General features: G+C 54.1%; 11 protein-coding genes. 5 read left to right on the top strand and 6 right to left on the bottom strand.

Annotated elements, in window-relative coordinates:
• Positions 1-56: 56 nt before the first annotated feature.
• Complete coding sequence (rihA, locus tag ACLD4F_RS12740) at positions 57-992, top strand: pyrimidine-specific ribonucleoside hydrolase RihA (RefSeq protein ID WP_080210053.1); 936 nt, start codon at positions 57-59, stop codon at positions 990-992.
• Between the two features lie 85 nt (positions 993-1,077).
• Here rihA and ACLD4F_RS12735 read toward each other — a convergent pair whose 3' ends face one another.
• The 5 genes from ACLD4F_RS12735 to ACLD4F_RS12715 form a co-directional block, all read right to left on the bottom strand.
• Positions 1,078-1,551: a zinc ribbon-containing protein gene (locus tag ACLD4F_RS12735; protein WP_001044885.1), complete on the bottom strand. Its 474-nt coding sequence runs from the start codon at positions 1,549-1,551 to the stop codon at positions 1,078-1,080.
• Positions 1,552-1,643: 92 nt separating this feature from the next.
• Positions 1,644-3,572 carry a sigma-54 interaction domain-containing protein gene (locus ACLD4F_RS12730; protein ID WP_001044184.1) on the bottom strand — a complete coding sequence of 643 codons (1,929 nt, stop codon included), beginning with the start codon at positions 3,570-3,572 and terminating at the stop codon, positions 1,644-1,646.
• A gap of 67 nt (positions 3,573-3,639) precedes the next feature.
• Positions 3,640-4,593, bottom strand: a complete 954-nt coding sequence (locus tag ACLD4F_RS12725) for a 2-keto-3-deoxygluconate permease (RefSeq protein ID WP_000694480.1) — start codon at positions 4,591-4,593, stop codon at positions 3,640-3,642.
• 49 nt (positions 4,594-4,642) lie between these two features.
• Positions 4,643-5,815 (bottom strand): UxaA family hydrolase, encoded by a 1,173-nt coding sequence (locus ACLD4F_RS12720; protein WP_001670689.1) that lies wholly within the window; start codon positions 5,813-5,815, stop codon positions 4,643-4,645.
• 16 nt (positions 5,816-5,831) lie between these two features.
• The gene (locus tag ACLD4F_RS12715; protein ID WP_015632837.1) at positions 5,832-6,173 is read right to left on the bottom strand and encodes a UxaA family hydrolase; all 342 of its coding nucleotides are present in this window, start codon (positions 6,171-6,173) and stop codon (positions 5,832-5,834) included.
• A gap of 236 nt (positions 6,174-6,409) precedes the next feature.
• Between ACLD4F_RS12715 and leuS the strand changes: the two genes are divergently transcribed.
• From leuS to nadD, 4 genes are read left to right on the top strand one after another with little or no spacing between them, the layout of a single operon-like run.
• Positions 6,410-8,992, top strand: a complete 2,583-nt coding sequence (gene leuS, locus ACLD4F_RS12710; RefSeq protein ID WP_001157916.1) for a leucine--tRNA ligase — start codon at positions 6,410-6,412, stop codon at positions 8,990-8,992.
• A gap of 14 nt (positions 8,993-9,006) precedes the next feature.
• Positions 9,007-9,597: an LPS assembly lipoprotein LptE gene (gene lptE / locus ACLD4F_RS12705; RefSeq protein ID WP_001269950.1), complete on the top strand. Its 591-nt coding sequence runs from the start codon at positions 9,007-9,009 to the stop codon at positions 9,595-9,597.
• Positions 9,597-10,628, top strand: a complete 1,032-nt coding sequence (gene holA, locus ACLD4F_RS12700; RefSeq protein ID WP_000620491.1) for a DNA polymerase III subunit delta — start codon at positions 9,597-9,599, stop codon at positions 10,626-10,628. The genes lptE and holA overlap by 1 nt, the downstream gene beginning before the upstream one ends.
• Before the next feature lies 1 nt (position 10,629).
• Complete coding sequence (gene nadD / locus ACLD4F_RS12695) at positions 10,630-11,271, top strand: nicotinate-nucleotide adenylyltransferase (protein ID WP_001518902.1); 642 nt, start codon at positions 10,630-10,632, stop codon at positions 11,269-11,271.
• On the opposite strand, the gene cobD is transcribed toward nadD, so the two are convergent.
• A complete protein-coding gene (gene cobD / locus ACLD4F_RS12690; protein WP_411010868.1) occupies positions 11,246-12,340 on the bottom strand; it encodes a threonine-phosphate decarboxylase CobD in 1,095 nt (364 codons plus the stop codon). The genes nadD and cobD overlap by 26 nt on opposite strands.
• Positions 12,341-12,410 lie beyond the last annotated feature (70 nt).

Below are 12,410 nucleotides of genomic sequence, written 5' to 3'. Positions count from 1 at the left end.
AACGTATCCAGCCGGGCGTTAACCTTGTCACAAAGTACCGCTTACAAGGAGCCACAATGGCACTGCCCATTATTATTGATTGCGATCCGGGTCATGATGACGCGATCGCCCTCGTTCTCGCCCTCGCCTCCCCTGAACTGGAAGTGAAAGCGATCACCTCTTCCGCCGGCAACCAGACGCCGGAGAAGACCCTGCGCAACGTGCTGCGGATGCTGACACTGCTCAAACGCCCGGATATTCCGGTGGCGGGCGGCGCGGTGAAACCTCTCATGCGCGAACTGATTATCGCCGATAACGTTCACGGCGAAAGCGGCCTCGACGGCCCGGCGCTGCCCGAGCCGTCATTCGCCCCGCAAAGCGGCACTGCCGTTGAGCTGATGGCAAAAACGCTGCGCGAGAGCGCACAACCGGTCACCATCGTCTCCACTGGCCCACAGACCAACGTGGCGCTGCTGCTGAATAGCCATCCGGAACTGCATACGAAAATCGCCCGCATTGTGATCATGGGCGGCGCGATGGCGCTGGGTAACTGGACGCCCGCTGCGGAATTTAATATTTACGTCGACCCGGAAGCGGCAGAAATTGTCTTCCAGTCAGGCATTCCGGTGGTGATGGCCGGGCTGGACGTCACTCATAAGGCACAGATTCACGCCGCCGATATCGAACGCTTTCGCGCCATCGGTAACCCGATTTCCACCATCGTCGCCGAACTGCTGGACTTCTTTATGGAGTACCACAAAGACGAAAAATGGGGATTTGTCGGCGCACCGCTGCACGACCCGTGCACCATCGCCTGGCTGCTCAAGCCCGAGATTTTCACCACCGTTGAGCGTTGGGTCGGCGTGGAAACCCAGGGGAAATACACCCAGGGGATGACGGTGGTGGATTATTATTTCCTGACGGGGAATAAGCCGAATGCGACGGTGATGGTCGATGTAGACCGCCAGGGATTTGTCGATTTACTGGCGGAACGGCTGAAGTTTTACGCGTAATATTTGCCGGATGGCAGCTTCGCCATATCCGGCCTACGTGAACGATTTTTGGTAGGCCGGATAAGACGCACCAGCGCTCTTCCACTCACGGCTCAAACGGTCTTCTCTGAAACTGGTCATGACCACACTTCGGGCAGAGCGGCAGCACATCCGGCGTGTAAACCGCCAGATGATAGTGGCACTTCTCACACACCAGATTCCCCAATCCCACCACTTCGCCGCTGTGATACACGCCGTGGTGATTCAAATCCTGGAAGACTTCACGCCACTCCAGCTGGGTTTTATCGGTAATATCCGCCAGTTCCTGCCAGAGACTCTCTTTAATCACCCGCAAGAAGACGCTATCTTCCTGGCTCTCTTCGTAGCTCATGGCGAACTCTTCCAGATCGCGTCTGACAGCGCGCGTCAGTTCGTCCACCTCGGTTCGCGTTAACTCCCCTGTTTGCATCACGCGCTGGCGCGCCTGCTCCACCAGCGCATCAATGTCGCGCTCGCCATTGCGTAAACGCTCGCTTAATGAGGCCACCAGTTCACGGTAATATTGAGCAACCTTGTTCATCACTTCACCTCTTGGATCGTTAACTGCCTATAATAATAGACGTTATTTGCGTTACGCTTTGCAAGGCTGCCCACAGAGTCTGTAAATTCTTGTCAGGCCGACTCACGTATCCAGCGCGTCAGCGAGGTACGATCGACATTTAACCGTTTCGCCACTAACGATTTATTATCCCTTTCCGCCTCTAATAATTTTCTCAAAATACGCAGGCGAATCGTTTTATAATCGCCAGCCAACATCTGGCAGTCGTGGCAGGTACTTGGCTCGCGTCGGCTCCCCTCTTCCAGATCGTCCAACAAGAGGCGGCCCTCATCCAGCGTTGCCGGGGAGTGATCAATAGAGAGCACCAGCCGTTCGATAATATTGCTTAACTGCCTGACGTTTCCGGGCCAGGCGAAGCGCTGAAGCTCTTGCCACAGCGCCGGGGTTAACGTTAGTGCCGGGCGTTTATAATGCTGGCTGAAACTAGTAAGCAGCGACAGGCCGATGGCTTTGATATCCTCCGGACGTTTGCGTAGCGGGATGGTGGTCACTTTTAATACGTTAAGCCGATAGTAAAGATCTTCGCGAAATGTCCCGTCCGCAATGAGCTTCGTTAACGTCTGATTGGTCGCCGCAATCACGCGAATATCAACAGGTATCATCTGGTCTGAGCCCAGCCGCATAATCTGCCGCTCCTGCAATACCCGTAATAAGCGCGTCTGTAGCGGTTTATCCAGTTCGCTAATCTCATCCAGAAAAATGGTACCGTGGTGCGCTAATTCAAACAGGCCTATTTTGCCTTTCGGCGACGCGCCGGTAAATGCGCCGGCGACATAGCCAAAGAGTTCGCTCTCCAGAATCTGAGGGGCCATCGCGCCGCAGTTAATGGCGACAAACGGGCCGTTGACGCGTTGGCTGGCATTATGAATACTTTGCGCCAGCACCTCTTTTCCCGTCCCGCTTTCGCCATTAATTAAGATAGTCGCGTCCGTACCGGCATAATTTTTAATGATCGCCAGACGACGCAGCATTTCCGGGTTTTCGGTAAGCAGATCGTCGAAATGATAGCGGGCGCTCAAGCCGCGGCGAGACAGTTCCTGGCGGCGAACATGATGTTCCGCCCCCTGTAAACTGGAGACGGTTTGCATCGTCAACACCACCCGGCTTAACTGTCTGGCCGCAAATACCGGATACAGATTAACCACCATCGCGCCTTGCGGCGTATCGACGACTTTCGCGCTGACGGTTTTTCCCTCGCGTAATGTATGCCGCTCCTGGAGCAATACCTGTTTTAGAAAAGACGCGTCATAAATTTCACCGGAGGCGTTAATTTTAAAAAGTTGGCTCGCATATTTATTGTAATGCAGTAACGCGCCGGTATCATCAAGCGTGATAACGGCTTTATCAAACTGATCGAGAATCAGCTGCAGATGATGACGCTCCAGTAATTGGCTGCGAAAAGCCAGATATAATGAGCGGGCCTCTTCCAGAGCTTCGGTTATTGAGGCGGGGCTGGAATCAAGCAAACGGAATTGCGAGCCCAGCGGTGAAAAATAATCCTGACAAACGGTATCGCCAACAATGCAATCTAATGGCGTGGACGCTAATTGCCGCTTCAGGCAAGAAATCGTTTCTTTATCATTTCCCTGTAAGGTAAAAATTTTATAGTTAATATTTAACTGTTCCGCTACGCGCGCGCATCCTTTGATCACACTGGAAAAGCCGACAATACCGACAGTGCCTTTTTGTCCTTTAAAAGGGATAAGCGCATCAAGAATGTCGTAGCCGGACATTTTAATTTCGACTACCGGTAATTTACTGTGCTTTTTTAATATTTCCGCACAGCCGCCACGACTAATCAGTACCTGGTGCCCACGGGACTCTAATAAAGGTAGCTCATCCAGGATACGATTAAGCGTCGTTTGATGAATAGTGACGGCGTAATCCAACTGCGCGACCAGCGCCTCGGCAGCCTTTGCCAGTTGCGGATAAGGAGAGACAAAACAGAGAGGAGATGCGGCTATATCTTTCGTCTTATTCATCACTCACCATCCTGTTGGTTTATAAACGGGCGAGACCGCCCGTCGTGATTTATTTTCCGCCGAAACGCTAACCGCCTGCGGCGGCTGGGTTCAGTTTACGATCGTAGCGTTTTTTTATCCATACGGTCAGGAAGGGGGCGCACAGAGCGGTAATAATCGTCGAGGCCGCCACCTGCGCCGCCGCCGTCGACGCCAGGTCAGTAAAATGCGGATCGAGCAGCGCGATTGCCGCTGGCGTCGCGACGGCGTTGCCAGAGGTGGTGGATACCGCCGCGCCTGCCACGCCGCTGCCTCCCGTCACACGATCGGCGAAAATATTAAAAAATCCGCCAATCGCCACCGTCATGAGTCCCAGTAAAATGCCTGAAGAACCTGCCGTGATAAGTCTTGCGAAATCAATACCGTATCCTAACCCAAAGGCAAAAAAGGGAATCGTTACCACGCTGCCCTGTTTAAGAAACTTGCGCATGTCCTCATCCAGATTACCCAAAATCATGCCAATAATAATGGGAATAATAACCGCCACCAGATTCATAAAGGGTATCGACACCATGCCTGCCGACCCTAACGCCAGCATGGTGAAAAAGGGACCATCGTTCAACGATATTACCGCAATCGCGCCGCCGTCGGTTTCATCGCCGTACTCCCCCACCAACGCGGCATATAACCCACTGTTCGAGTTGGTCATCGCCGAAATAATCGCTAAAGCCGACAGACCTAATAACCCATCCGGGCCGCAAAATTTCCCGACCAGAATGCCAATAATCACGCCGCTGGCAAATTTCGCAAAGGTGATCGCAGCGCCTTTTTTCAGCGCTTTCGGCGCGGCTTTAAACTGGATATCCGCGCCCATACAGACTAAAAACATGCCTAAAATCGCCATTGCGCCATGCGAAATAGAGGTGACAAAACCGCCTATTTCCAGCGCCTCCGGCGCAAAAGTTTTAAACAATGCGCCGATGATTAACGGTACAACCATCATACCACCAGGAAAACGTTCCAGTGTTTTTTTAATTTTCATAGCTTATTCCCAGAAGATAACCGGACAGCTTGTGCTGCCCGATTTGGTATCAGAACGTCGGCGCGATCTTATAAATAGAGAATTCGTTATGACCTAAATCTTCTGATTTAGTCGTTTTCCCATTCGCGACGCGTAAAATTTCCTGATAAATTTCCTCGCCCATTTGCGTAATAGAAGCCTCGCCAGACATAATGGCGGACACATCAATATCAATATTGTCCTGCATCATTTCCCACGTTGCTTTATTACCCGTAATTTTTATTACCGGCGCTATTGGGTTACCGGCAGGCGTTCCGCGACCGGTAGTAAAAATAACGATCTGCGCTCCACCCGCCACCATGCCGGAAATAGATTCAATATCCTGCCCTGGGGTATCCATAATCCACAGGCCCGGATGCGTTGGACTATCGGCATATTCCAGTACGCCCTGTAGCGGCGCATGACCCGCTTTATGCATACAGCCTAACGATTTTTCTTCAATGGTAGTCAACCCGCCTTTAATATTGCCCGGCGTCGGCTGTCCCCCGCGAATATCCTCGCCCAGCGCTTTTGCTCGCGCCTCGCAGCCGACCACTAAATCAATGAGCTGTTGACCAACCTCCGGCGTCACCGCGCGTTTCGCCATCACATGCTCGGCGCCAATAAATTCCGTCGTTTCAGAAAGAATTGAGCTTCCGCCGCAGCGTATCAGCTTATCCGAGGCGACCCCGCAGGAAGGGTTAGACGCCAGCCCCGATGTCGTATCTGACCCGCCGCACTCCATCGCCAGCAGCAGCTCGCTAACCGGTGCTTGCTGCGGTTTTTGCATGGAGAGTTGTTGCGCATAGTCGCGGGCCAGCGAAATCCCCCTGGCCTGACATTTAAGCGTGCCGCCCTCTTCCTGAATGGTAATGCAGGAAGTCGGTTTGCCAAATGCGGTAATCTCTTCTGCGATGCGCAGCGGCTCCGCGCCTTCACAGCCTAAGCCCACAACCACAATAGCGCCGACGTTGGGATTATTCGCCACATTAATCAATGTCTTTTCCGTCAGACGCGCATCGCCTGCCACCTGGCAGCAGCCAAAATCGTTATTCACCCATGTCGCGCCTTTTACCTGCCGGGCAATATCCTGGGCAACTTTATTTGCACAAACGCTGGTAGGTAAAATCAGTACATAATTACGGATGCCAAAACGGCCGTCAGGGCGGCGGAAACCCAAAAAAGTCTCATTGCTCATAATCATTTTCCCTTGTTTTATATTATTTCCAGTCACCACGTCCGCGTTCGCTTTCCACATTGTGGACGTGCACATAGTCGCCACTTTTTATTTCCTGAGTGGCGCGGCCAATGGATTCGCCATATTTATAAACTTCGCCATGAAAAGGCACATCGCAGATGGCGAATTTGTGGCCAAATGGCACATCCTGATGTAACACAACGCTTATCTCGCGTTCGCCAACGAACATTGTGGCGGTTTCGCCGGCTTTGAGCGCCGTAATAGCCGTCGCGACGCAATCCTGAGGGTGAATCACCACTGCATTTTTTTTCACGATTAACTCCTTTGCTTTAGTCCTGTCTTCCCTAATCAAAAGGCGTGCCATTTTTTAACTGCATGGTTTATATGACTTTATTTTTACAGGCCGATCTGGCGGTGACAGGAACTGCGGTAATTTGCCTCAGTCGTGTCGCATTTTGCGTCACCTCCTCACGGACGCCTGGCGCGACAAATGTTCTACCCCCTGTTTTGACGTGCGTGTTTGGGCTATGCTATGCGGATCTAAACACCACCTCTAAAGCTACATTTGTAGCTGTATCGAAAACAGGACTACTGGCTGCCATGCAAGAGCAATACCGCCCGGAAGAGATAGAATCCAAAGTACAGCTTCACTGGGATGAGAAGCGCACATTTGAAGTGACCGAAGACGAGAGCAAAGAGAAGTATTACTGCCTGTCGATGCTTCCCTATCCTTCTGGCCGACTACACATGGGCCACGTACGTAACTACACCATCGGCGACGTGGTTGCCCGCTACCAGCGCATGCTGGGCAAAAACGTGCTGCAGCCAATCGGCTGGGACGCCTTCGGCCTGCCGGCGGAAGGCGCGGCGGTGAAGAACAACACCGCGCCGGCGCCGTGGACGTACGACAACATCGCGTACATGAAAAACCAGCTCAAAACGCTGGGTTTTGGCTATGACTGGAGCCGTGAAATCGCGACCTGCACCCCGGAATACTACCGTTGGGAACAGAAATTCTTCACCGAGCTGTATAAAAAAGGCCTGGTGTACAAGAAGACTTCTGCCGTTAACTGGTGCCCAAACGATCAGACCGTTCTCGCCAACGAACAGGTGATCGACGGCTGCTGCTGGCGCTGCGACACCAAAGTTGAGCGTAAAGAGATCCCACAGTGGTTTATCAAAATCACCGCTTACGCAGACGAGCTGTTGCGCGATCTGGATAAGCTGGACCACTGGCCTGATACCGTAAAAACGATGCAGCGCAACTGGATTGGCCGCTCTGAAGGCGTGGAAATCACCTTCGATGTGAAGGGTTACGATAACACCCTGACCGTCTATACCACCCGTCCGGATACCTTTATGGGCGCCACTTACCTGGCGGTGGCCGCCGGTCATCCGCTGGCGCAAAAAGCGGCGGCGAACAACGCCGAGCTGGCGGCGTTCATCGACGAATGCCGTAACACCAAAGTGGCCGAAGCCGAAATGGCGACCATGGAGAAAAAAGGCGTCGACACCGGCTATAAAGCGATTCATCCGTTAACTGGCGAAGAGATCCCGGTCTGGGCGGCAAACTTTGTCCTGATGGAGTACGGCACTGGCGCGGTGATGGCCGTTCCGGGTCACGATCAGCGCGACTACGAATTTGCCTCCAAATACGGTTTGACCATCAAGCCGGTGATTCTGGCCGCCGACGGTTCCGAGCCGGATCTTTCCGAACAGGCGCTGACCGAAAAAGGCGTGCTGTTTAACTCCGGCGAGTTCGACGGTCTGGCCTTTGAAGCGGCGTTTAATGCCATTGCCGATAAACTGGCGGAAAAAGGCGTCGGCGAACGTAAAGTGAACTATCGTCTGCGTGACTGGGGCGTTTCCCGTCAGCGTTACTGGGGCGCGCCGATCCCGATGGTCACCCTGGAAGATGGCACCGTGCTGCCGACGCCGGAAGATCAACTGCCGGTTATTTTGCCGGAAGATGTCGTCATGGACGGCATCACCAGCCCGATCAAGGCCGATCCTGAGTGGGCGAAAACTACCGTTAACGGTATGCCGGCGCTGCGTGAAACCGACACCTTCGACACCTTTATGGAATCGTCATGGTACTACGCGCGTTACACCTGCCCGCAGTATCAGGAAGGAATGCTGGATTCGAAAGCGGCAAACTACTGGCTGCCGGTCGACATCTACATCGGCGGTATTGAACATGCCATCATGCACCTGCTCTACTTCCGCTTCTTCCATAAGCTGATGCGCGATGCGGGCATGGTCACCTCTGACGAGCCGGCTAAGCAGTTGCTGTGTCAGGGCATGGTGCTGGCGGATGCGTTCTATTATGTCGGCGAGAACGGCGAACGTAACTGGGTTTCGCCAGTTGACGCTATCGTCGAGCGCGATGAAAAAGGCCGCATCGTCAAAGCAAAAGACGCAGCGGGTCATGAGCTGGTCTACACTGGCATGAGTAAAATGTCCAAGTCGAAAAATAACGGTATCGACCCGCAGGTAATGGTTGAACGTTATGGCGCGGACACGGTACGCCTGTTTATGATGTTCGCTTCTCCGGCGGATATGACTCTGGAATGGCAGGAGTCCGGCGTAGAAGGCGCAAACCGCTTTATTAAACGCGTCTGGAAGCTGGTTTACGAACACACCGCTAAAGGTCCTGTCGCGGCGCTGAACGTCGATGCGCTGAGCGAAGATCAAAAAGCGCTGCGTCGCGATGTGCATAAAACCATTGCCAAAGTGACCGATGATATCGGCCGCCGTCAGACGTTCAACACCGCCATTGCGGCGATCATGGAGTTGATGAACAAACTGGCGAAAGCCCCGCAGGAAGGCGAACAAGACCGCGCACTGCTTCAGGAAGCGCTGCAGGCCGTCGTGCGTATGCTTAACCCGTTCACCCCGCACGTCTGCTTTACCTTGTGGCAGGAACTGGGCGGCGAAGGCGATATCGACAACGCGCCGTGGCCGGTTGCCGACGAGCAGGCAATGGTGGAAAACACCACGCTGGTTGTCGTGCAGGTTAACGGTAAAGTTCGCGGTAAGATCACCGTTGCGGTGGATGCCACCGAAGAACAGGTGCGTGAACGTGCAGGCCAGGAACATCTGGTGGCAAAATATCTTGATGGCGTTACCGTGCGTAAAGTGATTTACGTTCCGGGTAAACTCCTCAATCTGGTTGTTGGCTAAGCGCGGGAGGAAGCGTGCGATATCTGGTAACACTGTTGTTATCTCTGGCGGTGCTGGTCACCGCCGGATGCGGCTGGCATCTGCGTAGCACTACGCAGGTTCCGGCTTCAATGAAAACGATGATCCTCGATTCCGGCGATCCGAACGGTCCGCTAAGTCGTGCGGTACGTAATCAGTTACGGCTGAATAACGTAAACCTGCTTGATAAAGACACAACGCGCAAAGACGTTCCGTCTCTGCGGCTTGGAACGGTGACTATTTCGCAGGATACGGCGTCAGTGTTCCAGGATGGCCAGACGGCGGAATATCAGATGGTGATGACCGTCAATGCCTCGGTATTGATTCCGGGCCATGACATCTATCCTATCAGCACGAAAGTGTACCGTTCGTTCTTCGATAACCCGCAGATGGCGTTAGCGAAGGATAACGAGCAGGCCATGATCGTTCAGGAGATGTACGACAAAGCCGCTGAACAGCTGATTCGCAAGCTGACCAGCGTCCGCGCGGCGGATATTCAGGCGACGAAAGAGGAGGCTACCGCCGACAATGAGACGGCGGCGCCCGCCTCTACGCCAGCACGCGTCTCCACTACGCTGAGTAACTAATGATCAGGTTGTATCCTGAACAACTCCGCGCGCAGCTCAACGAAGGGCTGCGTGCGGCATATCTGCTATTGGGCAACGATCCGCTGCTGCTGCAGGAAAGTCAGGACGCTATTCGTCTGGCGGCTGCGTCGCAAGGCTTCGAAGAGCACCACGCTTTTACTCTCGATCCCAGTACCGACTGGGGATCGCTTTTCTCACTCTGCCAGGCGATGAGCCTGTTCGCCAGCCGTCAAACGCTGGTGCTGCAACTGCCGGAAAACGGGCCTAACGCGGCAATGAATGAGCAACTCGCCACGCTGAGCGAGCTGCTGCATGACGACCTGTTATTAATAGTACGCGGAAACAAACTCACCAAAGCGCAGGAAAACGCCGCCTGGTATACCGCGCTGGCAGACCGTAGCGTTCAGGTCAGTTGTCAGACGCCGGAGCAGGCGCAGCTTCCCCGCTGGGTGGCCGCCAGAGCGAAAGCACAGAATTTGCAACTGGATGACGCCGCGAACCAACTGCTGTGCTATTGCTATGAGGGCAATCTGTTGGCGCTGGCGCAGGCGCTGGAACGACTGTCGCTGCTTTGGCCTGACGGTAAGTTAACGCTTCCTCGCGTGGAGCAGGCCGTCAATGACGCCGCCCACTTTACCCCTTTCCACTGGGTGGATGCGTTACTGATGGGGAAAAGCAAACGCGCGCTGCATATTCTGCAACAGCTACGCCTTGAAGGCAGCGAGCCGGTCATTCTGCTGCGCACCCTCCAGCGAGAGTTGCTGCTACTGGTAAATCTCAAACGTCAGTCCGCGCATACGCCGTTACGCGCGCTGTTTGATAAACACCGGGTCTGGCAAAACCGTCGCCCCATGATCGGCGACGCGTTGCAGCGTCTCCATCCTGCACAGCTTCGCCAGGCCGTGCAGTTACTGACGCGTACAGAAATTACGCTCAAACAGGATTATGGTCAGTCGGTATGGGCAGATCTTGAAGGGCTGTCGCTCCTGCTCTGCCATAAGGCGCTGGCAGACGTATTTATTGATGGGTGATATGAAATCGTTACAGGCTTTATTCGGCGGCACCTTTGATCCGGTGCATTATGGACATCTTAAACCTGTTGAAACGCTGGCGAATCTGATCGGCTTATCGCGGGTGATTATTATGCCTAACAATGTGCCGCCGCATCGCCCCCAGCCGGAAGCCTCCAGCGCGCAGCGTAAATATATGCTGGAGCTGGCTATCGCCGATAAGCCGCTTTTTACGCTGGATGAACGCGAGCTACAGCGAAACGCGCCCTCTTACACTGCGCAAACGCTGAAAGCATGGCGCGAAGAACAGGGTCCCGAAGCGCCGCTGGCGTTTATTATCGGCCAGGACTCGCTGCTTAACTTCCCCACCTGGCATGATTACGACACCATCCTTGATAACACTCACCTGATCGTTTGTCGTCGTCCGGGCTATCCCCTTGAAATGACGCAGGCGCAACACCAGCAGTGGCTGGAACAGCATCTGACCCATACGCCGGACGATCTGCACCAGTTGCCAGCCGGTAAAATTTACCTGGCGGAAACGCCCTGGCTTAATATCTCCGCAACCCTCATCCGCGAACGGCTGGAAAAAGGCGAATCCTGCGACGATCTGTTGCCGGAAAACGTGCTGAACTACATCAATCAGCAGGGGTTATACCGGTAAGCACATTGCGCAGCGCCGACAGCAGACGCTCGTTTTGCGCAGCGCTGCGTATCGCCACACGATAATAGCGGCTGTCCAGCCCCGGGTAGTTAGCGCAGCTACGGATTAAAATCCGCTGCGTCAGCAACCGCCGCTGCAGATCAATATCCTCTCGCTCACAGCGTAACAACAGATAGTTTGCCCGCCCGGGATAGACCGTCAGCAGGGGGAGCTGACAAAGCGCCTGATAAAACCGGGCGCCCTCCTCCCGTAACCAATGCCAGCTCGCCTGTTGCCAGGCGCTATCCTGTAACGCTACCTCACCGGCAAGCGCCGCCAGCGCGTTAACCGACCACGGCATTTGTTGGCGACGCATCCGCGCCACCGCCGCGTCATTGCTGTTGACGAGATATCCCAACCGCAGGCCGGGAATGGCATAAAATTTGGTCAGCGAACGCAGCACCCAGATATGCGGATTATCTTTAAGAGCAGGAATAAAGCCCGTCTCATGCGGAATAAAATCGATAAACGCTTCATCAAGGATCAGGTTAATGTTCAGCGATTTGCAGCGATCGGCAATGGCCTGTAATAACTGCCGCTCCGGCAGCAGGCCGGTAGGATTATTGGGCGTACACAGAAACAGGCAGTCCAGATCGGGCGTCAACGCCTCGAGAATGGCATCGGTAAGCTGCCAGCCATCCGCTTCGCGTAGAGACCAGCGACGAATTTCACAGCCAATTTGCGCCAGCGCCCGGCCATACTCCGCGAAACCTGGCGTGACAATCATTGCACGACGCGGTTTAAGACCGCTCGCCACGGTAAAGATTGACTCCGTCTCGCCATTTCCCGCCAGTATCCACGATGCCGGCACCTGATGATGACGCGCCAGCGCCTGGTGCAAATGAAAATAATCGGCGTCCGGGTAGCGCTCAATGCAGTCCAGATTGTTGATAAGCGCGCGTTTCACGCTGACAGGCATACCCAGCGGATTAATGTTTGCGCTAAAATCCAGTAACTGGTCAGGCGAGATGCCCAACACCGTCGCGGCTTCCCGAATATTACCGCCATGCGCGCTGTTGAATAACGCCATTATGCCTCCGGCCAAAAAACGCTATTTTAGTGAAAAAAACGTTGCGCAATCAGGGGCATTATCATGTTTT

It is taken from the genome of Salmonella sp. 741265050_HSA (assembly GCF_046569445.1).
GTDB classification, from domain to species: Bacteria; Pseudomonadota; Gammaproteobacteria; order Enterobacterales; family Enterobacteriaceae; genus Salmonella; species Salmonella enterica.
This window is presented reverse-complemented; position numbering and strand designations above follow the sequence as displayed.